Source organism: Arthrobacter sp. PM3, from assembly GCF_003352915.1.
GTDB lineage: Bacteria > Actinomycetota > Actinomycetes > Actinomycetales > Micrococcaceae > Arthrobacter.
In genome coordinates, this window is record NZ_CP022314.1 from 1,968,151 (window position 1) to 1,992,223 (window position 24,073).

Annotated in this window: 25 protein-coding genes, 1 tRNA gene and 1 other RNA gene; 16 read left to right on the forward strand and 11 right to left on the reverse strand. The window is 68.5% G+C overall.

Translation table 11 applies throughout. From position 1 onward, the window contains the following. Nucleotides 1–29 precede the first annotated feature (29 nt). From CFN17_RS09140 to CFN17_RS09190, 11 genes are all read left to right on the forward strand, one after another. A complete protein-coding gene (locus tag CFN17_RS09140) occupies nt 30–1,040 on the forward strand; it encodes a 1-aminocyclopropane-1-carboxylate deaminase (protein ID WP_208751084.1) in 1,011 nt (336 codons plus the stop codon). Between the two features lie 277 nt (nt 1,041–1,317). Next, the gene (locus CFN17_RS09145; RefSeq protein WP_208751085.1) at nt 1,318–1,836 is read left to right on the forward strand and encodes a hypothetical protein; all 519 of its coding nucleotides are present in this window, start codon (nt 1,318–1,320) and stop codon (nt 1,834–1,836) included. Between the two features lie 130 nt (nt 1,837–1,966). Next, a complete protein-coding gene (locus CFN17_RS09150) occupies nt 1,967–2,515 on the forward strand; it encodes an RNA polymerase sigma factor (RefSeq protein WP_208751086.1) in 549 nt (182 codons plus the stop codon). Continuing rightward, nucleotides 2,512–3,372, forward strand: coding sequence for a hypothetical protein (locus tag CFN17_RS09155; protein WP_208751087.1), 861 nt, complete (start codon nt 2,512–2,514; stop codon nt 3,370–3,372). The genes CFN17_RS09150 and CFN17_RS09155 overlap by 4 nt, the downstream gene beginning before the upstream one ends. Before the next feature lie 102 nt (nt 3,373–3,474). Continuing rightward, nucleotides 3,475–3,900 (forward strand): CoA-binding protein, encoded by a 426-nt coding sequence (locus CFN17_RS09160; RefSeq protein WP_208751088.1) that lies wholly within the window; start codon nt 3,475–3,477, stop codon nt 3,898–3,900. A 40-nt stretch (nt 3,901–3,940) separates the two neighbouring features. After that, entirely contained in the window at nt 3,941–4,351 is a 411-nt protein-coding gene (locus tag CFN17_RS09165) for an MmcQ/YjbR family DNA-binding protein (RefSeq protein ID WP_208751089.1), read from the forward strand. Beyond that, complete coding sequence (locus tag CFN17_RS09170) at nt 4,348–4,908, forward strand: DUF1990 family protein (protein ID WP_208751090.1); 561 nt, start codon at nt 4,348–4,350, stop codon at nt 4,906–4,908. Before CFN17_RS09165 ends, CFN17_RS09170 begins: the two co-directional genes overlap by 4 nt. Nucleotides 4,909–4,922: 14 nt before the next feature. Next, nucleotides 4,923–5,525 (forward strand): hypothetical protein, encoded by a 603-nt coding sequence (locus tag CFN17_RS09175; protein ID WP_208751091.1) that lies wholly within the window; start codon nt 4,923–4,925, stop codon nt 5,523–5,525. A gap of 68 nt (nt 5,526–5,593) precedes the next feature. Beyond that, nucleotides 5,594–5,911 carry a putative quinol monooxygenase gene (locus tag CFN17_RS09180; protein ID WP_208751092.1) on the forward strand — a complete coding sequence of 106 codons (318 nt, stop codon included), beginning with the start codon at nt 5,594–5,596 and terminating at the stop codon, nt 5,909–5,911. Between the two features lie 15 nt (nt 5,912–5,926). Beyond that, entirely contained in the window at nt 5,927–6,220 is a 294-nt protein-coding gene (locus CFN17_RS09185; RefSeq protein WP_208751093.1) for a DUF503 domain-containing protein, read from the forward strand. Nucleotides 6,221–6,628: 408 nt separating this feature from the next. Next, entirely contained in the window at nt 6,629–7,297 is a 669-nt protein-coding gene (locus tag CFN17_RS09190; protein ID WP_208751094.1) for an endonuclease domain-containing protein, read from the forward strand. A gap of 81 nt (nt 7,298–7,378) precedes the next feature. On the opposite strand, the gene purL is transcribed toward CFN17_RS09190, so the two are convergent. Genes purL through purS form a run of 3 tightly spaced genes read right to left on the reverse strand, consistent with a single transcriptional unit; the run spans nt 7,379 to nt 10,714 of the window. Further along, nucleotides 7,379–9,706, reverse strand: a complete 2,328-nt coding sequence (purL, locus tag CFN17_RS09195; protein WP_208751095.1) for a phosphoribosylformylglycinamidine synthase subunit PurL — start codon at nt 9,704–9,706, stop codon at nt 7,379–7,381. Next, nucleotides 9,703–10,461: a phosphoribosylformylglycinamidine synthase subunit PurQ gene (purQ, locus tag CFN17_RS09200; RefSeq protein WP_208751096.1), complete on the reverse strand. Its 759-nt coding sequence runs from the start codon at nt 10,459–10,461 to the stop codon at nt 9,703–9,705. The genes purL and purQ overlap by 4 nt, the downstream gene beginning before the upstream one ends. Nucleotide 10,462: 1 nt before the next feature. Next, complete coding sequence (gene purS / locus CFN17_RS09205) at nt 10,463–10,714, reverse strand: phosphoribosylformylglycinamidine synthase subunit PurS (protein WP_018776110.1); 252 nt, start codon at nt 10,712–10,714, stop codon at nt 10,463–10,465. A 380-nt stretch (nt 10,715–11,094) separates the two neighbouring features. On the opposite strand from purS, the gene CFN17_RS09210 reads away from it, so the two are divergent. Together CFN17_RS09210 and CFN17_RS09215 are read left to right on the forward strand one after the other, a co-directional pair. After that, entirely contained in the window at nt 11,095–11,280 is a 186-nt protein-coding gene (locus tag CFN17_RS09210; protein ID WP_208751097.1) for a hypothetical protein, read from the forward strand. A 315-nt stretch (nt 11,281–11,595) separates the two neighbouring features. Next, nucleotides 11,596–14,748 carry a S8 family peptidase gene (locus tag CFN17_RS09215; protein WP_208751412.1) on the forward strand — a complete coding sequence of 1,051 codons (3,153 nt, stop codon included), beginning with the start codon at nt 11,596–11,598 and terminating at the stop codon, nt 14,746–14,748. Nucleotides 14,749–14,840: 92 nt separating this feature from the next. On the opposite strand, the gene CFN17_RS09220 is transcribed toward CFN17_RS09215, so the two are convergent. From CFN17_RS09220 to CFN17_RS09235, 4 genes are read right to left on the reverse strand one after another with little or no spacing between them, the layout of a single operon-like run. Then, complete coding sequence (locus CFN17_RS09220; protein WP_208751098.1) at nt 14,841–15,215, reverse strand: serine protease inhibitor; 375 nt, start codon at nt 15,213–15,215, stop codon at nt 14,841–14,843. Then, the gene (locus CFN17_RS09225; protein WP_261792423.1) at nt 15,212–16,195 is read right to left on the reverse strand and encodes a 3-methyladenine DNA glycosylase; all 984 of its coding nucleotides are present in this window, start codon (nt 16,193–16,195) and stop codon (nt 15,212–15,214) included. Before CFN17_RS09225 ends, CFN17_RS09220 begins: the two co-directional genes overlap by 4 nt. After that, nucleotides 16,164–16,745, reverse strand: a complete 582-nt coding sequence (locus CFN17_RS09230; protein ID WP_208751100.1) for an SSI family serine proteinase inhibitor — start codon at nt 16,743–16,745, stop codon at nt 16,164–16,166. Before CFN17_RS09230 ends, CFN17_RS09225 begins: the two co-directional genes overlap by 32 nt. A gap of 27 nt (nt 16,746–16,772) precedes the next feature. Then, nucleotides 16,773–17,207: a MarR family winged helix-turn-helix transcriptional regulator gene (locus CFN17_RS09235; protein WP_208751413.1), complete on the reverse strand. Its 435-nt coding sequence runs from the start codon at nt 17,205–17,207 to the stop codon at nt 16,773–16,775. 173 nt (nt 17,208–17,380) lie between these two features. Between CFN17_RS09235 and CFN17_RS09240 the strand changes: the two genes are divergently transcribed. Both CFN17_RS09240 and CFN17_RS09245 read left to right on the forward strand, forming a co-directional pair. Next, on the forward strand, nt 17,381–17,605 hold the full coding sequence (locus CFN17_RS09240) for a hypothetical protein (protein WP_208751101.1): 225 nt from the start codon (nt 17,381–17,383) through the stop codon (nt 17,603–17,605). Between the two features lie 143 nt (nt 17,606–17,748). After that, nucleotides 17,749–17,943, forward strand: a complete 195-nt coding sequence (locus tag CFN17_RS09245) for a hypothetical protein (RefSeq protein WP_208751102.1) — start codon at nt 17,749–17,751, stop codon at nt 17,941–17,943. A 97-nt stretch (nt 17,944–18,040) separates the two neighbouring features. Here CFN17_RS09245 and CFN17_RS09250 read toward each other — a convergent pair whose 3' ends face one another. The 4 genes from CFN17_RS09250 to ffs all read right to left on the reverse strand — a co-directional run bounded on the left by CFN17_RS09250 (nt 18,041) and on the right by ffs (nt 23,595). Further along, entirely contained in the window at nt 18,041–19,399 is a 1,359-nt protein-coding gene (locus CFN17_RS09250) for an aspartate kinase (RefSeq protein WP_208751103.1), read from the reverse strand. Between the two features lie 394 nt (nt 19,400–19,793). Beyond that, nucleotides 19,794–20,393, reverse strand: coding sequence for a recombination mediator RecR (recR, locus tag CFN17_RS09255; protein WP_208751104.1), 600 nt, complete (start codon nt 20,391–20,393; stop codon nt 19,794–19,796). Nucleotides 20,394–20,444: 51 nt separating this feature from the next. Next, entirely contained in the window at nt 20,445–23,471 is a 3,027-nt protein-coding gene (locus CFN17_RS09260) for a DNA polymerase III subunit gamma and tau (protein WP_208751105.1), read from the reverse strand. Nucleotides 23,472–23,498: 27 nt separating this feature from the next. Beyond that, an RNA gene (gene ffs, locus CFN17_RS09265) (signal recognition particle sRNA small type) lies at nt 23,499–23,595 on the reverse strand. A gap of 352 nt (nt 23,596–23,947) precedes the next feature. Between ffs and CFN17_RS09270 the strand changes: the two genes are divergently transcribed. Next, nucleotides 23,948–24,032 (forward strand) — tRNA-Ser (locus CFN17_RS09270). Nucleotides 24,033–24,073 lie beyond the last annotated feature (41 nt).

Genomic DNA, 24,073 nt, shown 5'->3' on the forward strand with positions numbered 1-24,073 from the left:
CGCGCCAACCCGCTACCGGAGGACTCCCCATGGCCATCACCGATTTTGAGCGCTACCCCCTGATGTTCGGGCCCAGCCCCATCCACCCGCTGCCCCGGCTCACCAAGCACCTCGGCGGAGCCCGGATCTGGGCCAAGCGCGAAGACGTCAACAGCGGGCTGGCGTTCGGCGGCAACAAGACCCGCAAGCTCGAATACTTCGTCCCGGATGCCCTGGCCCAGGGGGCGGACACCCTCGTCTCGATCGGCGGCTACCAGTCCAACCACACCCGCCAGGTCGCCGCCGTGGCCGCGAAACTCGGCCTGAAGGCCCGGCTGGTGCAGGAGAACTGGGTCGACTGGCCCGATCCGCTGTCCGACCGCGTGGGCAACATCCTGCTCTCGCGCCTGATGGGGGCCGACGTTCGGCTGGACAGTGCGGGCTTTGACATCGGCATCCGCAGCAGTTGGGAAAACGCCATCGAAGAGGTCCGTGCCGCCGGCGGCAAGCCCTACGCCATCCCGGCCGGCGGTTCCGACCACCGGCTCGGCGGGCTGGGCTTCGCCAACTGGGCCTACGAGGTGGAACAGCAGGAGCGCGAACTCGGCGTCTTCTTCGACACCATCGTCGTCTGCACCGTCACCGGGTCCACCCACGCCGGTATGATCGCGGGCTTCGCCGGGCAGGACAAGCCGCGCCGGGTGATCGGCATCGACGCGTCCGCCACCCTGCAGAAGACCCGGGACCAGGTGGAGCGCATTGCCCGGAACACCGCCGAGCTGATCGGCGTCGGCCGGGAGCTCCGGGACGACGAAATCACCGTCATGGACGGCTGGGCCGGGGACCTTTACGGCATTCCCGTCGATTCCACCCTCGAAGCCATCCGCCTTGGCGCCTCGCTCGAGGCCATGATCACCGACCCCGTCTATGAGGGGAAGTCCCTGGCCGGGCTGATCGATCTCGTCACGAGCCGCGAGATCCCGGCAGGCAGCAATGTCCTGTATGCCCATCTGGGTGGCCAGATCGCGCTCAACGCCTACAGCGGGCTGTTCCGGTCGTAGGGCCGGAACAGGCTTCCATCCGGGCCGCCCGAAAAAGAAAAAAAGAATTTCTGATCAGGGCGTAACCTTTCGGGCCGTCCCATCGATTACTCCTTTGTAAGCGCCGCCGGAGCTTGGACCCCCCATCGGGCCCGGCCGGCCTTCCACCGTAAGTGCCGGCCGGCGCCTGCCCCCATCGGGCGCCGGCCAGCCTTCCACGGCGAGAGCGGGCTGTCGACTGCCCCCCATTGAGGCCGCAGCCTGTCTTCCAACAAAAAACAAAGGATGTATTTCTGTGATGAAGAGTGTTAGCAAGACCACCAAGATTGCCGTCGGCGCCGCCATCCTGGCAGTCGGAGGCTTCTCCGGCATCGGGCTGGCCAATGCGGCCCAGATGTCCAGCACCGAACAGTCTTCAGTGACCCACGCTACCCCCGCCACCCCGGCTACCCCGGCCGTTCCGGCAACCCCGACCCTCCCCGCCAAGCCGGCCGTCCCGGCCGTCCCGGCAACCCCCGCAGCGCCGTCGACTGACGGCTCGGCCACGGGCTCCGTCAAGGGTGACGCCGACGTCGAAGGTGCTGAGGGCGCAGCAGAAGGCTCCGTCGATGCCGACCAGGACGGCGCCACGGTCAAGGGCGGCGCTGCCGTCAAGGGTGCGGCCGGCGAGGCCCGCGCCAACGCCAACGTCAAGGCCGCCGTACCGGCCACCCCGGCCGTCCCGGCTGTCCCCGGTTCCGACGGCGTCCCGGCCACCCCGGCCGTCCCGGCTGTTCCGGCCAAGCCGTCCGTCGAGCTGCCCGAGCACGACAAGTAAAATCCCGGACGCTTGTCCCGGGCCCGGCACGGGTCCGCAAGCAAGGAAGAGCCCTCGCTTTGAAGGGCTCGGGGGTGCGGCCGCTAGACTTACGGGGGCCGCACCCCAGCAGGAACGGAAGGACAGCCTCTTGGCAGAGCAGCTAAGCGACGACGAATTGTCAGCCGCTCTAGCTGGTGACCCATCAGGTTTCAGTGCGGTGTACACCGCCATTTCCCCGGCCGTCCTGGGCTACTTCCGGGCCCGGGGCGTGGACGACGCCGAGGCCCTGACCCAGGACGTCTTCGTGGACGTCCTGCCGAAGCTGCCCGGCGTCACCGGCGGCCACACGGGCCTGCGGACCTTTATCTTCTCCGTCGCCCACGCCCGGCTCGTCGATTACCGGCGGCGGGTCGAACGCACGCCGCACCTGGCCGAATACGACCCCCTGGACGACGCGCGGTTCTCGGCATCCGCCGAGGACGAGGCGCTGGGGTCCTTGGGCGGCATCTCTGACACTCTCGCAAAGCTCAATGACGACCAGCGCGAAGTCCTGGTTCTGCGCATCGTCGCAGACCTGTCCATCGAACAGGTGGCCGGCATCATGGACAAGACGCCGGGCGCCATCAAACAGCTTCAGCGGCGCGGGCTCAGTGCCCTGCGCGAACTCGTAACCGAAAAGGACCACGCAGCATCATGACGGGCACCCGCGAACCCCAGCAGGATGGCAGCATCCAGGCGATGCTGAGCGACTCCGGCCTCGACGCTGCCGCCGAGCTCCGCAGCTCGCTGGAACAGCTCCGTGCACTGGTCCCGGAGACGGCACCGGCCCCCCGCGCCGACCTCGCGGCGCTTCTGGCTGCAGGCACCGCGGCGCCGGCGGCCACAGAGCCGGTGGCCACAGTTCCGGCGGCCACCGTCACAGCGGCTACGGCCCTGTTGCCGACAGTTCCGTCGGCAAACGTGGCCGCGCCCCAAAGCGCCGCCGACGACGGGCCGCCGGCCGGCGTCGTGACTCTCGCTTCCCGGAATCGGAGCAGGAGCCGGAACAAGAGCCGGAATCGCCGCCTCGCGATCGTGGGCGGTGCCGTGATCGGGGCGATGAGCCTCGGAGCCGGTGCCGTGGCCGCCTCCAGCGAGGACTTCCGGCACAGCGTCGGCCGGACGGTCGGCAGCATTTTCCAGCCGCCGGCCCAGCCCGCTCCTGCCACTGAGCATGTCCAGCCGTCACCGGCGTCCATCCCGACCCTTCCCGTGCCCGGCGCCACGTCCACAGCCGCGGCTCCCGGCGCTACTCCCACCGGCGCGCCGACGCCGGGCAGCTCAATGCGCACGCCCGGCTCCGCGGCGCCCGGCCATACGGCCCCCGCCGTCCCGCCCGCCGTCGGCCGGGACGGCATCCTGCCGACTCCCGGACAGCGGCCGGTGACACCGGGGATTCCCGCCGTACCCGGCATGCCTGACCACGGCGACCGCAAGGACCTGCCCCACGGCCCGGGCGACGCCACGCCCACCCTGCCGGGAACCCTGCCGACCAAGCTCCCCGACGAGCCTTAACCCACGTGCGCTACCACGTATGGTCCTTATCCGGCACGGATAACAACCCCAAATGATGGCGCGACGGCGGGGCCGCTGGGGCCGCCGGAGTAGGGTGGGGGCATGTCCCACGTTAACGATCCCGCCGTCATTGACCGGCTCATGCGAACCAAAGGCACCTGGGCCGTCGTCGGCCTCACAACGAATGAATGGCGCTCCGCTTACGACGTCTCGCTCTACATCCGGGACCGCATGGGCATGAAGATCATTCCGGTCAATCTGCCAGGAGACGACGTCCACGGCGAGACGGGATACCGCTCCCTGGCGGACATTCCGGCCGGGGAGCATCCGATCGACGTCGTGGACTGCTTCGTGAACTCCCACAAAGTGGGGGCCGTCATCGACGAAGCCATCGCGGTCGGTGCCAAGGCCGTCTGGCTGCAGCTGGGGGTGTTCGATGACGCTGCCGTGGAGCGTGCCAAGGCCGCCGGGCTCGACGTCGTGGTCAACGCATGCCCGGCCCGTGAAGGCTGGCGTGTGGGCATCTAGCCGTGGCCGACCGCATCCGGCCTGCGCGTAGGCTGGGGGCATGGACGTTGCCACCCTCCGCAGGATCTGCCTGAGTTTCCCCGGCGCGTTTGAGGATTTCCCGTTCGGCCCGGAAACGTCCGTCTTCAAGGTGCGGGCCGCCGTGGCGGGCGGGGCACGGCACGAGGCCAAAATGTTCGCCCTGTCCGCCATGAACCCCGCCGACTGGGCCGTGAGCCTGAAATGCGAGCCCGTCCTGGCGCAGCAGCTGCGGTCCGCCCACCCCGAGATCACCGGCGCCTGGCACCTGAACAAGACGCACTGGAACGGAGTCCGGCTGGACGGCTCCCTGCCCGATGACATGATCCGGGACATGGTGGAGGACTCCTACGACCTCGTGGTGGCCTCGCTGAGCCGGAAACAGCGGGACCAGCTGGGCTGGGCCGGGCTTGCCCGGGGCGACGGCGTATGAGCAGCAGTCCCGCCCGCGGCCGCCTCGGCCGCGGCGCGCTGAACTATCCGGGCATCGGCGGCACCGAGCACGGACAGCGGCCGGCAGGATTCGCCTGGGTGGTCAACCGGGCCTATCTCGGGGAAGGCCCGGAACTCTACCGGCGGGTGGCGCAGGGAATCCTCGCGTGGGAGCTGCAGAAACGCTCCGGCCTGCGCGTCCGCACCGATTCCGACGCCGTCGTGCCGGGCGCGCGGGTGCTGAGCGGATTCGGCGTCGGTCCTTTCCGGATCAGCGCGCCGTGTGAGGTGGTGTGGGTGCGGACGCCGGTGCCCGGCGACGGGCCGCAGAGCGCCGGGTTCGGGTACGGAACCCTGCCGGGCCATCCGGTGCGCGGCGAGGAGGCCTTCGAAGTGGAGATCGACGGCGAGGGGCGGGTGCAGTTGAAAGTCAGCGCCTTCAGCCGGCCGTCCAACTGGATTTACGCTGCCGGCGCCGCCCTTGGCCGGCGCGCGCAAAGCCACGTCACTTCCCGCTACATTGGGAGTGCACGTGAACTGGCCGCAGGTGAAAGCTGATCAGGAGCAGGTGAATGCTGGAGCAGACAATCCTTGACCAATTGTGGGACTTCGACGACCCCGCAGGTTCGGAAGCGCGCTTCCGGGCCGCGGTGGCCGATGCCGGCTACGACGTCGACGAACGCGCCGAACTCACCACGCAGCTGGGCCGGGCCATCGGGCTGCAGGGCCGCTTCGAGGAAGCCGACGCCCTCCTGGACTCCGTGGACGGCGACGAACCCACCGTCGCGGTCCGGGTCCTGCTGGAGCGCGGCCGGGTGCTCAACACCAGCGGCCACCCGGAGATGGCCGTGCCGCTCTTTGAACAGGCCGCCGAACTCGCGGACCACCTCGGTGAGGAATTCCTCGCCGTGGACGCGCTGCACATGCTCGCCATTGCCGATTCCGGGCATGCCGAAACGTGGACGCGGAGCGCCCTGGAGTACGCCTCCACGGTCCACGACGAGCGGACCAAGCGGTGGATCGTGGCGCTGCACAACAACCTCGGCTGGACCCTGCACGGCGCCGGCCGCTGCACCGAGGCCATGGTGGAGTTCCACCTCGCCCAACAGTGGGCCGACCGGATCGGCACACCGCGGCAGCAGGAACTGGCCCGCGAGGCCATCAAGGCCTGCTGACGCCTCCACCCTGGGACCGGGACAACCGGGCACCGCAAATTTGTGAACCGCATCGAAAGGACTCTTCCGTGATTTTCATCGTCGTCAAATTCAAGGTCAAGCCCGACTGGTCCGAGCGCTGGCTCGGCCTCGTGGACGACTTCACCCGGGCCACCCGCCAGGAGCCGGGCAACCTCTGGTTCGACTGGTCCCGCAGCGTGGAGGACCCGAACGAGTTCGTCCTGGTCGAGGCCTTCAAGGACGACGCCGCCGGGGACCACGTCAACAGCGCGCACTTCAAGCAGGCCATGGCGGACATGCCGCAGGCCCTCGTGGAGACGCCGCGCATCATCAGCCGTCAGTTCGACGGCGACGGCTGGGACCGGATGGGCGAACTCACCATCTGATGTGAAAATTGGGGCATGTGGATCGGCTGGATTGAATTCGACCTCCTCCTCGGCGACGTCCACAGTCTCAAGGAGAAACGCTCCGTGGTCCGGCCGGTGCTGGCCGAACTGAAACGGCGCTTTGACGTCTCCGTCACCGAAGCCGGGCTGCAGGACCAGTACCGGCGCACCGTGATCGGCGTCGGGCTGGTTGCCGCGGACCGGGCCCACCTCGTGGAGGTGCTCGCCGCCGTCGAACGCTTCATGGCCGCCCGGCCGGAACTCGAACTGCTCAGCGCCCGGCAGCGCGAACTCCGCAGCGACGACTGAACGGGTCCGGCGCTCCGACCCCATCCGCTGCTCTATAAGTGCCCTTTTCAGCCCCCAAGAGGGCACTTATGGAGCAGCGGAGGGGTGGTGTGGATAACTTCTGCGGCGACCCCGCGGTTCTGATCTCATGGAGCCATGAAAACCCCACGCCCGCTGCCGAACGAGCTCCAGGGACGGCCGTTCACCGTTTCGGAGGCCGCAGCGGCAGGGGTATCGCCCAAACGGCTCCGCCACCGCTCCCTCGCGGCGGTGGGCAGGGGTATTCGTTCCCTGGATCCGACGCCGGAGCTTCCGTTGCGCGTGAGAGTGCGGCCTTTTATCGAGGTCAATGAGCGATGCGCGGCGTCGCACCTCACCGCGGCTGCGCTTGGTTCGCTTCCGGCACGGCAACCAAAGGAGGGACCGCAGATGTACCACGTGATCAGACCCGAGGGTGCAGCCCATCTCGACCGGCCACATGTCATCGTTCACCGGATGAAGCTCTACGACGACGAGATCACGGTCTTGGACGGGATTCCCATCACCACGCCGGAGCGAACCTGGCTGGATCTGGCCGAAATGCTGACCGTGGACGAACTCGTTGTGGCCGGCGACAGCTGCGTCCGCGTGCCCCGGCGCGAACTTGAGGGCAGGGACACCCCCTGGTGCAGCCTCGGCGATCTTCAACGGATGATCGATCGCCACAAAGGCAAACGCGGCATCCGCAAGGCACGGGAGGCCCTCAAACTCATCCGGGTCGGCTCGGATTCTCCGCAGGAGTCCTTGCTGAGGCTTGCCGTGGTCCGGGCGGGCCTGCCTGAACCGGAGTTGAACGTGCCGATCGTCGACGACGCCGGAACGCGGCACCACGAACCTGACATGTCCTACCGGAAGTACAGGATCGGCATCGAATACGAGGGCGAGCACCACGGCGACGAGGCACAGGTGGTTCGGGACATCGCCCGGTCGGAGCGGTACGCGGCGCTCGGCTGGACCGAAGTCCGGATTTCCAAGCGGCACATGCACAATGACGCCAAGGCCGCCGTCGCCAAGATCCGGGCGGCACTCGTCCAGGCCGGCTGGCGTCCGGGGCCTTAACGAACGATTGCTCCGCAACTGCCGTTTTGAGGGTTCAAAAGGGCAGTTACGGAGCAGCCGTTGGAGTGGGGCCTAGAGGGGCTAACCGAAGTACTTCGGCAGGGTGGCCTCGTGCGCTTCGCGGAGCGCGTCCAGGCTCATGGTGTCGACGCCGTTGATCTCCAGCGTGCCGCTCTCGGCGTCCACCACACCGATGCGGGTGTGGGCGAAGCCGCGGGCGGTGCACATGTCGGTGAACCGGATTTCCTCCGAGCGGGGCACCGAGACGATGGCACGGCCCTGGGACTCGGAGAACAGCGCCGTGAACAGGTCCACGCCGTCGCGGTCCAGGACGTCCTGCAGCGCGATCCGGGCTCCGGCGCCGTAGCGCAGGGAGGACTCCACGAGGGCTGCCGCGAGGCCGCCTTCGGAGAGGTCGTGCGCGGAGTCCACCATGCCGTCGCGGGAGGCGTTGATCAGGATCTGTCCCAGTTCGCGTTCGGCGGCGAGGTCGACCTTCGGCGGCAGCCCGCCGAGGTGTCCGCGCAGGTTGGACCATTCCGAACCGTCCAGCTCGGCCGCTGTCGTGCCCAGCAGGTAGATGGCCTGGCCGTCTTCCTTCCATCCCGACGGCGTGCGGCGCGCGACGTCGTCGAGCTTGCCGAGCACCGCCACCACGGGGGAGGGGTGGATCGGGGTGGTGCCGGTCTGGTTGTACAGCGAGACGTTGCCGCCGGTGACCGGGATGCCCAGTTCCATGCAGGCGTCGGACAGGCCGCGGATGGCCTCGGCCAGCTGCCACATGACATCCGGGTCCTCCGGGGAGCCGAAGTTCAGGCAGTCGCTGACGGCCATCGGCACGGCGCCGGCGGTGGCCACGTTGCGGTAGGCCTCGGCCAGTGCCAGCTGGGCGCCGTGGTAGGGATCGAGGTAGGTGTAGCGGCCGTTGGCGTCGGTGGCCAGGGCTACGCCCAGGCCGGATTCCTCGTCCACCCGGACCACGCCGGCGTCGTCCGGGAAAGCCATGGCAGTGTTGCCGCCGACGTAGCGGTCGTACTGCTTGGTGATCCAGGACTTGTCGCACATGTTCGGCGAGGCCACGAGTTCGGTGACGGCGGCGGCCAGCTCCGCGGGGGCGGAGGGCCGGCCGGCATCCTGCACGGACCCGGTGAAGGAGTCCGCCTGGACGGCGTCCTGCCAGGCCGGACGGGCGAACGGGCGGTCGTAGACCGGCCCGTCGTGCGCCACGGTGCGCGGGTCGACGTCGACGATGACCTCGCCTTCCCACGTGATGATCAGCCGGCCGGTGTCCGTCACCTCGCCCAGCCACGAGTACTCCACGGCCCACTTGTCCATCACGGCTTCAAACGCGGCGATGTTCTCCGGCGTCACGACGGCCATCATGCGTTCCTGCGACTCGGACATGAGGATCTCGCCCGGGGTCAGGGTGGGGTCACGCAGCAGGACGGAGGTCAGTTCGACCTCCATGCCGCCGTCACCGTTGGAGGCGAGCTCGGACGTGGCGCAGGAAATGCCGGCGGCGCCGAGGTCCTGGATGCCCTCCACCAGGGAGCCCTTGAAGAGCTCCAGGCAGCACTCGATCAGGACCTTCTCCGCGAAGGGGTCGCCGACCTGGACGGCCGGGCGCTTGGAGGGCTTGGTGTCGTCGAAGGACTCGGACGCCAGCACCGAGGCGCCGCCGATCCCGTCGCCGCCGGTGCGGGCACCGAACAGCACCACCTTGTTGCCCTTGCCGGAGGCGTTGGCGAGGCGGATGTCCTCGTGGCGCATGACGCCGACGGCCAGCGCGTTGACCAGCGGGTTGCCCTGGTACACGGAGTCGAAGACCATTTCGCCGCCGATATTCGGCAGGCCCAGGGAGTTGCCGTACCCGCCGATGCCGGCCACGGCGCCGTGCATGACGCGGGCGGTGTCCGGGTGGTCGATGGCGCCGAACCGCAGCGGATCCATCACGGCCACCGGGCGGGCGCCCATGGAGATGATGTCGCGGACAATGCCGCCGATGCCGGTGGCGGCACCCTGGTAGGGCTCCACGAACGACGGCGAGTTGTGCGACTCGATCTTGAACGTCACGGCCCAGCCGTCGCCCAGGTTGGTCACACCGGCGTTCTCACCGATGCCGACAAGCATGTCCTTCTTCATTTCCTCGGTCACCTTCTCGCCGAACTGGCGCAGGTGGTTCTTCGAGGACTTGTAGGAGCAGTGCTCGCTCCACATGACGGAGTACATGGCGAGTTCGGCACCGGTCGGGCGGCGGCCCAGGACCTTGACGATTTCGTCGAACTCGTTCTGCTTCAGGCCGAGTTCGGCCCAGGGGAGTTCGGTGTCCGGGGTCTTGGCCGCGTTCTCGACGGTGTCGATGTTGAACTTCTTGGCCTCGGTGGTCGAGGCCGCTGAGGTCTCGGTCATTTGCTTGCTCCCACGATTTGGTTCAGGACAGAGGTGAAGAAGCCGAGCCCCTCGGTGCCGGAGCCGTCCTCCGGGCCGAAGCCGCTCTCCACGGCGTGCTCGGGGTGCGGCATGAGGCCCACGACGTTGCCGGCGGCGTTGGAGATGCCGGCGATGTCGCGGCGCGAGCCGTTCGGGTTGAAACCGACGTAGCGGAACACCACGCGGCCTTCAGCCTCCAGGGCATCCAGGGTCTTCTCGTCGGCGATGTACTGGCCGTCCTGGTTTTTCAGCGGCACAGTGATTTCCTGGCCGGCGGCGTAGTCGTTGGTCCACGCCGTGGTGTTGTTCTCGACCCGGAGGACCTGGTCGCGGCACAGGAATTTCAGGTGGTCGTTCTTGATCATCGAGCCGGGCAGCAGGTGCGACTCGGTCAGGATCTGGAAGCCGTTGCAGATGCCGAGCACGGGGAGCTTCGCGTCCGAGTTGGCGGCGTCGATCACCTTCGCCATGAGCGGCGCGAAGCGTGAGATGGCACCGGCACGGAGGTAGTCACCGTAGGAGAAGCCGCCGGGAACCACGACGGCGTCGACGTCGCCCAGGGTGGTGTCGGCGTGCCAGAGTGCCACCGGAGTGGCGCCGGCCAGGCGCACGGCGCGGGCCGCGTCGCGGTCATCCAGGGTGCCGGGGAAGGTGATGACGCCGATCTTCGCGCCGGCGAGCTTGGGGCTCGCCGCGACGGCAACAGCCTCGCCGATCAGGGGGAGTTCAGTCATCTCAGGCCTCAACGACCTCGACGTTGACGACGTCCTCGATGACCGGGTTGGATAGCAGCGTCTCCGCGGCGTCGCGGGCCTGGGCCAGGATTTCCTCGGTCACCTCGCCGTCGACCGTGAGTTCAAAACGCTTGCCTTGGCGGACAGAGCTGAAAGCGGTGAAACCCAGCCGGGGCAGCGCACCGACGATGGCCTTCCCCTGCGGGTCCAGAATCTCGGGCTTGGGCATGACGTCGACAACGATCCGGGGCATCCGGCAACTCCTGTGCGTGAGCATTGGGTAAGGGCGCAGCGGAGTGGTGCCGTCTCACGCCGGTCTGATGCCGTCAGCGACTTCGTAAATACGGGAAGAGGTCACAGGCAGGGGTGATCGGGCGCTCCGCGAGCTTGCATGGCCTATTCTACCGGCCCCGGAGCGTGCCGCCGCATTCGGCCCGGATGTGTGAACGCCCGGGGTTCCGGCAAGGGGATCCGCGGCAGCCGCCGGACCGGGCAGATAGCGCTGTCCAGGGCACCCGCAAGGGCCCCAGCGAGGGCCGGGACAGGGCCCCGGAGCGCGACGCCGGACAGGCGGCGCGGGCGGCGGGCTGCGGCCTATGGTCCGGCGCGGCCGCGGGTCAGTAGGATGTGCGCATGGCTGAGAAACCGAAATCCGTCCTGTTGCCTGTTGTTGCCGTCGCAGTGTTTGCCGGGCTGGGCCGGATGGTGGTGCAGAAGATCAGGGCCGACCGGGCCGCGAAACAGACAAAGGTCGCCGGGCCGCTGGATGAGAAGACGCGCGCCTGGATCTCCGAGGTGGTCCGGACCCCGCGCCAGTAGAGCCTGTGGATCCGTCGACGGAGCCGCCGCCACCTCCATCGACGCAGTTCAGGCGCGTCGTCGACGCATCATGTCGCGTTGCATGACAAATTTTAAATACCTCCTTGTGTTCTATGTCATATCAGGCTCTCGGTCTGTACTGTATGAATCGGCTGGTATCCGTCGGGGCAGCCCGGGCGATCGCCCGGTGCGGCCCCGCCAGTCCGCTGGGCCCGGTATCGAAGCCGGGCCGTTCCTTTACGAAAGGTTCAATCACTCGTGACATCACCAGGAAAGAGCTTCCTTCGAAGCGGGGGACTCCGGAGGGCAGCGGCGCTGACCCTGGGCTTGCCGGTTCTTCTGTCCACCATCGCAATCGCGCCCGCCCACGCGGCCCCGGCGCAGGGCGCGGCCACGGCCGGCGTCGCACAGAAGAATATTGATCCGAACAACTACAGGGACGGCCGCTACATTGTGGTCCTGGCAGAAAAGCCGTCCGCAACATACGACGGCGGGACTGCCGGACTGCCGGCCACCAAGCCGGCGCCGGGCAAGAAGCTGGACGCCAACAGGGCTGAAGTCAAGCAGTACAAGGCGCACCTGGAACAAAAGCAGTCCGAGGTGGCCGGCCAGCAGGGTGTCACCATGCAGCGCCAGTACACCGCCGCCATCAACGGGTTCAGCGCCAAACTGACGGCGGACCAGGCCCTCAAGCTGGCCAGGGACCCCTCCGTCCTGGTGGTGGCACCGGACACGCAGAACGCGCCGGACTACTCCAGCACCGATTTCCTGAAGCTGAGCGGCGCCAACGGCACGTGGAACACCAAGTTCGGCGGTCAGGACGCGGCCGGCAAGGGTGTCGTGGTGGGTGTCATCGACACCGGCTACACCCCCTCCAGCGCGTTCTTCGCCGGTGACGAGGTCAAGCCGCTCACCGGAGACCCCGTCGTCGGCGTGCCCTACCGCACCGCGGACGGCAAGATTGAAATGCTCAAGGCCGACGGCGAGCTCTTCAAGGGCGACTGCCAGGCCGGCACCGATTTTGACGGCACCGCCTGCAACTCCAAAGTCCTGAGCGCCCGCTACTTCGGCGACGCCTTTGCCGCCACCGTGCCGGAGTCCGACTGGGCTCCGGGCGAGCGGCTGTCGCCCGTCGACGCCGCCAGCCACGGCACGCACACCGCCAGCACCGCCGCCGGAAACGCCAATGTCGAGGCCGTCGTCGACGGCCGGAGCTTCGGCAAGACCAGCGGGGTGGCGCCCGCGGCGAAGCTGTCCATCTACAAGGTCTGCTGGGAGGACAACGACCCCAACAGCGGCGGCTGCTACTCCTCCGCGTCCATCGACGCCATCAACCAGGCCATCCTGGACGGCGTGGATGTCCTGAACTACTCGATCTCCGGCGCCACGGACACCACCACGGACCCCGTATCCCTGGCGTTCCTGTCCGCAGCCTCCGCCGGGATCTTCGTCGCCGCCTCCGCGGGCAACTCCGGCCCCACCGCCAGCACCGTGAACCATGGGGCGCCGTGGATGACGACGGTCGCCGCCAGCAGCTTCTCCCAGGAACTGCAGGGAACCGCCGAATTCTCCGACGGCAGCAAGTACCGCGGCGCCAGCATCATGAACACCCAGGTCTCCAACGCCGGCGTCGTGCTGGCGGCCAACGTCGGCGCGGCCGGCAGCACCAACCCGGCGCTGTGCGGCAACGGCTCGCTGGACCCGGCCAAGATTGCCGGCAAGGTGGTGGTCTGTGACCGCGGAGTCGTGGACCGAGTCGAAAAGAGCGCCGAGGTCAAACGCGGCGGCGGCGTCGGCATGATCCTGGTCAACCTGAGCAATTCCTCGCTGGACACGGACAAGCACTCGGTCCCCACGGTCCACGTGAACCCGCCCGCCACCGAGGCCATCAAGGCCAAGGTCGCCGCCAACCCGGCCATCACGGTGTCACTGGTCAACAAGGACACCACCGGGCTGCCCCTCGAGGCGCAGCCGCAGATTGCCGGCTTCTCCTCCCGGGGCCCGCTGCTGGCCACCGGCTCTGACCTGCTGAAGCCCGACGTCGCCGCTCCCGGCGTGGCCGTCCTGGCCGGTGTTTCACCGATCGGCACCGGCGGGGACGACTTCGGCTTCCTGTCGGGAACCTCCATGGCCTCCCCGCACGTGGCAGGCTTCGGCGCGCTGATCCTGGCCAAGAACCCGACGTGGTCCCCGGCGACGGTCAAGTCCGCGATGATGACCACCACCAGTGACGTCAAGAACGCCGACGGCTCGAAGAACACGGACGTCTTCGCCACCGGCGCAGGCCAGGTGGACCCGGCCCGTGTGCTTGATCCCGGCCTCGTCTACGACGCCAACATCGAGGACTACCTCTCGTTCATCCAGGGCACCGGCATCGATCTTGGCATTCCGGGCCTGGCCACCACCAAGCCGCGGGACATGAACCTGCCCTCCTTCGCCCTGGGCAACCTGGCCGGGAAGATCGAGGTCACCCGCACGGTGACCGCCCTGACGCCGGGCGTGTACAAGGCAAAGTTCGATGTTCCCGGCATCAAGGTCAGCGTGACCCCGGCCGCCCTGAACTTCAACGCCGCCGGCGAGAAGCGCACGTTCAAGGTCTCCTTCGAGAACCAGGGCGCGCCGCTGGGCAAGTTCGCGACCGGGTCCCTGACCTGGCAGGGCGCCAACAAGACCGTCACGTCCCCGATCGCGGTCCGCCCGCAGTCGGTCGTGGCCGCGCACGACGTCGCGTTCACGTCGAAGGGCGGCACCGGCTCGGGCGCCATCAAGGTCCTCTCCGGCACGAACTCGCCGGTCCAGATGACCCTCGACGGACTGTCGAAGGCGGATTCCACCGCCGTCGAACTGGTCCCGGGGCCGTTCACCGGTGCGGAGGACGCCTCTAACGTCATCAAGACCGTCAACGTTCCGGCCGGGGCGCCGCTGGCCAAGTTCTCGGTCATCTCCTCAGACCCGGGCGCCGACTTCGACATGTACGTCATGACCCCCGACGGCCCGCTGACGGTTGCGACGTCGTCGGCCAGTGAATCCGTGTCCATCCCCAACCCGACTGCGGGTGACTACACGATCTACGTGAACCTGTACGCCAGCCCGAACAATCGGCCCACGAAGGCCTCCGTTGACGCTGCCGTGCTGGGCAAGACGGCCGGGAAGTCCTCGCTGAACCCGAACCCGCTGAAGCTGGCCAACGGCAAGGCCGGCAGTGTCACGCTGAACTGGTCCGGACTGGAACCGGGTTCCTACATCGGCCGGGTGACCTTTGCCGGGGCCAGCGATCCCACGTTCGTCAGCGTGCTCGTGACTCCGGCTGGGGGCGTCGTGGTCCCGCCGACCGCCGAGGACCAGGACAGCAACCCCGGTCCCGGTGACAGCGAAGACGGCGGCAATGACAAGGGCAAGAAGGTGAAGAAGGAGAAGGGCAAGATCCAGAACGAAGATCTGGGCTTCTCCCCGGACAACGCCATCTAGGCGGCATCCGGCACCGGCAACGGCAATGGCCGGCGGTTCACACCGCCGGCCATTTGCCATTTAAGCCCCTGCCGGCACTCCGCGGCGCGGACCTAGACGGCGCCGGTGGAACCCGCGCTGCCGCCGAGCAGCGGCGCCATGGAGTGCCAGCGTGCGATCTCACAGCCGTCGGTCCGGCTGAACCGGCAGTTGACCTCGCGGCCCAAGTACGTGCCGGTCACGACGGCGGTCTGCGGGCCGCCGTACTGCTGCGTGCACAGCGGCGGCGGCCCGGGCTTGGGGAAGAAGATGGCCTCGCCGTGGCGCCGGACCGCGTCGAGCGCGGCGGCCGGATCGGGAACCGTGGAGGCGGGGGAGGAGGTGCCGTCGCCGGCCTGCAGCCGGAAGGTGTACTCCGGGCCGCCGGGAGTCTCGGTCAGGCGGATGGTGAGGTCGACGTCGTACTGCGGATCGGCGGTGCCCGTCATGTGGATCCCTTCGCGCTGTTGTCCGGAGGCAGGTTCCGGGCCGCGGCGGCCAGCAGGGGCGCCAGCTCCTGCAACAGGCGCTGCCGGAGCTCCTGCGACTCGGCCGCGAAGGCCCGCTGGTATTCAACGTACTCGGCTTTGCCCTCCGGCGTCTCGATCCGGATGGCTGGATAGCCCCATTCCGCGAGGTCGTAGGGCGAGGCCTGCATGTCCATGGCCCGGATCCGCCAGGACAGTTCGAAGCAGTCCATGACGAGCTCGCTGGGCAGCAGCGGAGAAAGTTTGTAGGCCCACTTGTAGACGTCCATGTTGGCGTGCAGGCAGCCGGGCTGCTCCATGGTCCGCTGGTTCTCCCGACTGGGGACCAGGCTGTTCAGCGGCACCGCGTCCGGGGTGTAGAACCGGAAGGCATCAAAGTGCGAGCACCGGATCCGGTTCTCCTCTACGACCTCGTCGGTGCGCCCGGCCCCCAGCCGCAGCTGCAGGTATTCGTGCCGGAGTTCGAACTTGTCCTGGCGGTAGACCATGGCCCACTCGTGCAGCCCGAAGCAGCCGAACTGGGCCGGCCGCGCCGCGGTCCCGGACAGGATGATGCCGGCGAACTGCAGTGCCTCCCGGCGGTCCCGGAGGAAGGCCTCGACGTCGACCGTCACCGCCGGCAGGTCCGCCGGCAGCCCGGCGGCGGCGCGTTCGCCGTCGTCGGCCGCGCGGTAGTACTTCCAGCCGGTCCGCGCCGCCGCCTCGGCGCCGGAGAGCACGACGCCGGCGCCCGGGTGCCAGCGCAGCAGCTGGCCCGGCTTCTGGGTGTAGTAGGTGAAGAGGAAGTCCTCCACCGGGTGCTTCCGCCCGGCCGAGCGGCGTTCAAGGTAGGGGTCGGCGTAGCGGCGGACACGCTGCTGATGGGCTGCCTGGCGCGGCAGCCACTCGTCCTGCGGGAGATGCAAGGTTCTAGCTCGCCCCTGCCGAGGAGCCCAGGACATCCTTGGCGGCGTTCCATGCGGCGATTTCACAGCCGTCCTTCTTGCTGTAGCTCGCCTGGACCGCCTTGCCGTCCACGACGCCGGTGATGGTCGCCGTTTCCGGGCCGCCGTACTGCTGGGTGCAGACCCGGTCCTTGCCGGCCGGGACGGGGGCGAGGATGGCCGGGTTCTTCTTGATGGCCGCGCAGGCCGCAGCCGGATTGGGATGCTGGCTTTCGGCTGCGGGTACCCCGTTTTGGCAGACCAGCGTGAAGCTGGTGGCCGGGCCGGTTTCGGTCGGCTTGATCATGATCGCGAGCTCGGCGTTGCCCTGGCCCGGTCCGGACGGCAAGGGCGTCGCGGACGGTGACGGTGCCGCCGCCGTCGTCTCGGTGTCCGGCGACGGCGACCCGCTCGGGACCCCGGGTGAGGTGCTCGTGGAGGTGGCCGACGTCGAACTTCCTGTGGGGGAGGGGGAGGGGCCGCCGTTCGGCGTGCAAGCGGCCAGTCCGGCCACGGCCATCAGCGCGGCCGTCAGAACTAGTGCCGGGTGGCCCGATTGCGTGCGCATCAGCAATCCTCCTCTGTTTCGCCCAGTCTACCGCCGGGGCGCATCTTCCGACCCGGGCCGTGTGGCCGCGATCAGGTCCATCATGGACGCGTGCAGCCGGCCGACCTCTTCGCGGGTCAGCCCCAGCCGCGCCATCATGATCCCAGGGACGGCGGTGGCCTGCTCCCGGAGGGCGGCTCCGCGCGGAGTCAGCCGGACATCCAGGGTGCGCTCGTTGCCCTCCATCCGCTGGCGCGTGATGAATCCGGCGGTCTCGAGCCGGCGCAGCAGCGGCGAGATGGTGGCCGGTTCCTGGGCCAGGGCGTCGCTGATGTCACGGACGGACCGCGGGCTGGCTTCCCAGAGGCACAGCATGACGAGGTACTGCGGGTGGGTCAGGCCGAGTTTGTCCAGGACGGGCTTGTAGGCGCCCACGACGCTTCGGGAGGCTACGGTCAGCGCGAAGCACAGCTGCTGTTCCAGGAGGAGGTCGTCCTGCGCAGCCCGGGAGTCCGGGGATTCCGGGGCTCCGTTTACCGGGCGTGCTGCCTGGGCTCCGGGAGTTTGTTCGGTCACATCGGCTCCTTCCAAAGGTTAGTGCACTAATGATTAGCGTACACTGGGATGAGTGTCTTGTTCCCCAGGAAAGGATAGCCATGGCCAAGGAGAATGCCGCCGAGAGGTTCATGCGGGCCACCGGGAAGCTGCGGGCCATTTTCGGCCCGGCCAACCGCAGTGAGCTCGGCCATGAGATGACGGAGCAGAACCGGCGGCTGCTGGCGATGCGGCAGGCCGAGACCGAGCAGTGGGAGACCGTCCACCGGCCCGACGGCAGCACCTATGTGGTGCCCCGCAACCCGGAGGACAAGTCGCTGCGCTAGCCGCGATGCCCCGCATTTCCGCCCGGGCCATTTGCCGCCGTCGGGCGTAAAATGAGGGCACTGACACACCGTTGTGCAGCATCCTGAACCACCCGCGACGAAGAAAGGGGGTGGGACAAGTGACACGTGCAGTAAAAGCTTTCATGGATAAGACCGACAAGCTTCGGCTCCTGTTCGGACCCGCGAACCGGGGCGACACCGCGGCGCCTGTGGTTCACCGCCATGACGATTTCGAGCACGCCTCGGAAGATGACCTGGCAGGCTTCGAAGTCGAGACGGACTCGCACGGGCACCACTACGCTGTCCGGAAGACGGACCTCGGGAAAGAGGCGGTCTGACGGCCGCGCCCCGGCCCCGGACGTGGCGAACCAACGGCACGAAAAAGGGAGCGGCTCACGCCGCTCCCTTTTTAGTGCCGTTTTTGGTGGCTGCCGCTTAGCGGCCGGTGCCGCCGTAGACAGTGGCCTCGTCCTCGCTGTCCAGGTCGAAGGCCTTGTGGATGGCGCGGACGGCGTCGTCGAGCAGGTCGGCGTGGGTGACCACCGAGATGCGGATCTCCGAGGTGGAGATCATGTTGATGTTGATGCCGGCCTCGGAGAGGGCCGCGAAGAAGCGCGCGGACACGCCCGGGTGCGAACGCATGCCGGCGCCGATCAGCGACAGCTTGCCGATCTTTTCGTTGTATTCGATACTCTCAAAGCCGATCCGGTCCTGCGCGGCGTGCAGCGCGGCCAGGGCCTCGGCACCCTCGACGATCGGGAGGGTGAAGGAGATGTCGGTCCGGCCCGTGCCGTGGGTGGAGACGTTCTGGACGATCATGTCGATGTTGGAGTGCGCATCCGCGATCACCTGGAAGATCGCCGCAGCCTTGCCGGGGATGTCCGGGACGCCGACCACCGTGACTTTGGCTTCGGAACGGTCGTGTGCAACACCGGAGATGATTGGCTGCTCCAAGGCAACTCCCTCTTGGGTCGTGATCTTGTCATCGGCGCCGGGCAGGACCCAGGTGCCTTCATTCTGGCTGAACGAGGAACGGACGTGCAACGGGACCCCGAAGCGGCGGGCGTACTCGACGCAGCGCAGGTGCAGGATTTTGGCGCCCGAGGCCGCCAGTTCCAGCATTTCCTCGCTGGAGATGCGGTCGATCTTCTTCGCGGACGGGACGACCCGCGGGTCGGCCGTGTAGACGCCGTCGACGTCGGTGAAGATCTCGCACACATCGGCGTCCAGTGCCGCCGCGAGGGCCACCGCCGTCGTGTCCGAACCGCCGCGGCCGAGCGTCGTGATCTCGTTGGTGGTGCGGCTCATGCCCTGGAAGCCGGCGACGATCGCGATGTGCCCCTTGTCCAGGGCGGTGCGGATGCGGTGCGGGTCGACGTCGATGATGCGGGCTTTGCCGTGGATGCCGTCGGTGATCATGCCGGCCTGGGAGCCGGTGAACGACTGGGCCGAGGCGCCGAACTTGTTGATGGCCATGGCCAGCAGCGCCATGGAGATGCGTTCGCCGGCAGAAAGGAGCATGTCCATTTCGCGGGCCGGGGCGGAATCGGTCACCTGGCCGGCGAGGTCGAGGAGCTCATCAGTGGTGTCACCCATGGCGGAGACGACCACCACCACTTCATCGCCGGCGTTGTGGGCATCCACAACCCGCCGGGCGACGCGCTTGATGCCTTCTGCGTCCGCCACCGAGGAGCCGCCAAACTTCTTCACGACAAGGTGCTTGGTGGTGGCGGCCGTGACGGGCAGCGTCTGCGGCTGCGATCCGGGCTGGACTTCGGTCGTGGGCAAACTCATTCGCGCACCCTCACTGGATCATCGGGGTTCTGGGCCAGGCAACCAAACGGCGCGACGGCGTAACTTCTCAGCCCAGTTTATCGCCGCGCACCCTGCACCGCTGAATTGTGACCGAATGGCAGACACCCCGCTGCTCCCTCCTCACGGGACATGCTCATTTTTGGCGGTGACGAGTGGGCATAGGGGTGCTATGTCCAGTGGTGGGGCCCGCCGCGGGGCATGTCCCGTGGGCTGGCTGGGACGGTCCGTGGGACATGCTCATTTTTGGCGGTGACGGGTGGGCATAGGGGTGCTATGTCCAGTGCTGGGGCCCGCCGCTGAGCATGTCCCGTGGGCTGGGCAGGGCCTCGATGCTAGTGCGGTGCGACCACGGCAAATTCCATGGTCCGGTCCTTCAGCTCAGCGCGTTCCGCCGTCCCTCGAAAGCCCTCCCCAGGGTGACTTCGTCGGCGTATTCCAGGTCCCCGCCGACCGGCAGACCGGACGCAAGCCGGGTGACGGCGACCCCGATCGACTTGAGCATCCGGGCCAGGTAGGTGGCCGTCGCCTCACCCTCGAGGTTGGGGTCGGTGGCGATGATGATTTCCTGGATGGCGCCGTCGTTGAGCCGGATGAGCAGTTCACGGATCCGGAGCTGTTCCGGCCCGACACCGGCGATCGGGTTAATCGCGCCCCCGAGGACGTGGTACCTGCCCCGGAACGACCGTGTGCGTTCCACCGCCAGCACGTCCTTGGACTCTTCCACGACACAGATCACGGAGGGATCCCGGCGCGGGTCACGGCAGATGTTGCACAGGTCCTGCTCCGTTACGTTTCCGCAGACACTGCAGAATTTGACCCGCTCCTTGACGGTGGTGATGGCGTCGACGAGCCGCTTCATGTCCTGCGGATCGGCCTCAAGGATGTGGAAGGCCAGCCGCTGGGCAGATTTAGGTCCGACGCCGGGTAGGCGCCCGAGCTCGTCGATCAGCTCTTGAACCGCACCTTCGTACACAATGTCCTCGTTCGTTTGGGGTGGGGCCGGGGCCAGCCGGCAGGAGGTGGGCTAGAAGCGTGGCGGCAGCGGGCTTCCGTCCAAGGACCGCTCTTCAACGAGTTTTCCGCCGAGAATGCGCTCGACGGCGGCCCGGCCGAAAACGCCCGACTCCTCGATCGTTTCGTCGTCGGCGCTCGGAACGTCCTGGACATAGGCGGCAGCCGCGGCAGCCGCCCGGGCGGGGGCTTTGGCCCGGCCGGCCTCGGCTTCCGGACTGTTGGACAGCCGCTGATACAGGCTCTGCCTGCCGGTCGTCGCGGCGGCTTCGGCAACCGCCGTCGCCTGAACCGCATTCGCCTGAACCGGGGGCGCTGCCGGGGCGGCAACGGCCGAAGACTGCGGGACAGCCCGCGCACCGGCCGGTGCCGCGGCAGGCTCAAGGCGGCCGACGTGCTCCGCCGCCGTCCCCGACGGGCCGGACACGACGCCGGCGTACTCCGGGATCTGGGCCGCGGCCGGCTCGTAGTGCACGGGTGCCGGCTGGGGCTCCGGCGCCGGCGGCGCAGGATCCGGCGTGCCGTACCGGCCGACGTTGGATTCCTTGCCGACCGTCCAGATGCCGGGCGACTCTTCGATGGCGCGCGCCCACGGGTCGGCGGGTGCGTCCGGGCCTTCGGGGGACCTGCGGGCGGCGGAACCGCCGTCGCCGGATCCTGCCGGGGCAGGGGACTTTCGCGCCGGGGCGGGGGCTGCTGGCTCGGCGCGCCGCGGGATGGGGGCCGGGGACGGGTCCCAGTCCATGGGCGGCTCTTCGTCCAGCGGCGGGGCATCCTCATCCAGGGGCGGGCCCCAGTCATCATCGGGGTAGGCGTAGGAACCTGTCTGTTCCGCAGGGCCGTCCGACGGTGTGGGCCGGGACGGTGCGGGTGGGGACACAAGCGGCTGGGGTGCCGCGGGCTGGCGTTCCGCGGTCTGCCCGCCCCGGGCCGGGGGCTCGGCGTCAAAGTCGGGGGCACGGTGCTCCACTGCGGGCGGGGCGCTGGTCGCCGGAGCTCCGGGTTCGGCGGAGGCGGGGGCGGGCGGCCTCACGGTCGAGGCGGCGTCCGGAACGTGCGCCCGGGCCGGGGCCTCGGGCGGGACTGCACCAGTGTGTGCCGCCGGCGGTGCGGCAGCGGCCGGAGCCAGCCCCCAGGCGACGTCGGCAGAGGACGCCGGGATTTCCCGGCTAGCGGGCGCTTTTGGGTTTGGCTCAGCGCTCGCTGCACTGCTGTTGCCGCCGGCGACGGCGCGGATCTGGCAGTCGATGCCGATCGTTTTGTGGATGGCCTGCCGGAGGTTGTCGGCGTGGTCGGCCCGCCCGAAGGCGCCCGCCAGCCCGGCCGTGGTGAATGCGAGCGTCAGGACGTGGTCCTCGAAGTGGCCGACCTGGGCGTTGGGCTCCACGAGCGCCCACGTGCTGCGCTTGATCTTGGTCAGCGTCTGCAGGATGTCGGGCCAGGCACGGCGCAGGACCTCGACGTCGGCTCCGGAACCCGACACCGGGGCGGGGGCGGCGGTGGCAGGGGTTGCGGCTGGAGCGACGGCGGCCGGGGCGGGCTCGGACCGCACGGGGGCGGACGGGGAAAGTTCGGGCGCAGCGGGTGCGGCCGGCTCGGCGGCCCGGGCCGCGGCCGGCGCGGGACCGGGCTCGCGCTTGCCGGCCGCCGGCTCGTCGACGGGCCAGTCGCTCGTGCTGAGCCGCGGCGCTGTCAGCGGTTCCCTGACGGGTTCGGCCTGCCGCGCCGGCTCGGCCTGCCGCGCCGGCTCGGGCTGCCGCGCAGGCTCGGGGGACGCAACCGGCTGCGGAGCCGGCGGCTGATCGGCCTGCGCCGGCGAGGGGTGGGCGGCCGCAGCGGCCCCGGCAGGGGGAGCTCCGACGTCGTTCCCGGCATAGTTAAGGCGCCGCTCGACGCGGTCGATCCGGGCGGCGATGCCGCGCTCGGTCTGTTCGGAGCTGGGCAGCAGGATGCGGGCGCACAGGAGCTCCAGGTGCAGGCGCGGCGAGGTGGCACCGGTCATGTCGGTGAGGGCGGTGTTGGTGACGTCCGCGGCGCGGGAGAGCTCGGCCGCGCCGAGGTTGTGGGCCTGGTTCTGCATCCGGGCGATCTGGTCCGCCGGCATGCCGCGCAGGATGGACTGGGCGCTCTCGGGCATCGCCTGGACGATGATGAGGTCGCGGAAGCGCTCCAGAAGGTCCTCGACAAAGCGGCGGGGGTCGTGGCCGGTCTGGATGACACGGTCCACGGCACGGAAGACTGTGGCGGCGTCGGACGCGGCGACGGCTTCGACGACGTCGTCCAGCAGGGACGCGTGCGTGTAGCCCAAGAGGGCGACCGCGAGCTCGTAGTCCAGGCCGTTCGGGCCGGCGCCGGCCATGAGCTGGTCCAGCACAGAGAGGGAGTCGCGGACCGAACCTCCGCCGGCGCGGATGACGAGCGAGAGCACGCCGGGGGCGACGGGGACGTTCTCCTGGGTGCAGAGCAGCTCCAGGTACGCCATCAGCGGCTCCGGCGGCACCAACCGGAAGGGGTAGTGGTGTGTGCGGGAACGGATGGTGCCGATCACCTTGTCCGGCTCCGTCGTGGCGAAGATGAACTTGATGTGCTCCGGCGGCTCTTCGACGATCTTGAGCAGGGCGTTGAAACCGGCCGAAGTGACCATGTGGGCTTCGTCGATGATGAAGATCTTGTACCGGTCCCGGACCGGGGCGTAGGTGGCGCGCTCGCGGAGGTCGCGGGCGTCGTCCACGCCGCCGTGGCTGGCGGCGTCGATCTCGATCACGTCGAGGGAGCCGGCGCCGCCGCGGGCGAGTTCGACACAGCTCGGGCACTTGCCGCAGGCGGTGTCCGTGGGGCCCTCGGCGCAGTTCAGGCACCGGGCCAGGATGCGGGCGGAGGTGGTTTTGCCGCAGCCGCGGGGGCCGGAAAAAAGGTACGCGTGGTTGACGCGGTTCTTGCGCAGGGCCGTCATGAGGGGCTGGGTGACGTGCTCCTGCCCGATGACGTCCGCGAAGGAATCGGGGCGGTATCTACGGTAGAGGGCAGTAGTAACAGTCACAGATAAACCCTACCAATCGGCACAGACATAAAAGACCCCTCATGCACCCGCCAGAGCCCGTTTACCCTTGCTACCTTCCGGTCCTGGGGGAGTTCAACAGGATGACGCCACATGAGGGGCCGTCAGCAAGTTTACCCGACGTTTGGGTGTGCCCCGAATCGGTCCGGTTCCCGCCTGCCCCCGGCGGGGGACATGCTCATTTTTCGCGGCGGCGGATGGGCAGATTGGGCCTATGTCCAGTCCTTGTGCGGAGCGTGGGGCATGTCCCCTGTGGGAGGGGTCCCGCGGGCGCGGGCATCGTGGAGCATGCTCATTTTTCGCGGGCACGGAGGGACAGATTGGGACTATGTCCAGTCCTTGTGCGGAGCGGGGGGCATGTCCCCCGGAGAAGCCCCGGTCCGGGGGGCGGAGGGGCCAATTGGGCGAAGCCGGAAAGTTCAGGTATTCTAGTATCTGCTTTTGATTCAGAAGCAACTGGAGAATTCGCCTAGCGGCCTATGGCGCACGCCTGGAACGCGTGTTGGGTTAACGCCCTCGGGGGTTCAAATCCCCCATTCTCCGCGGTTGGCCCCGGTCCTCGGACCGGGGCCTTTTTGCGTCCC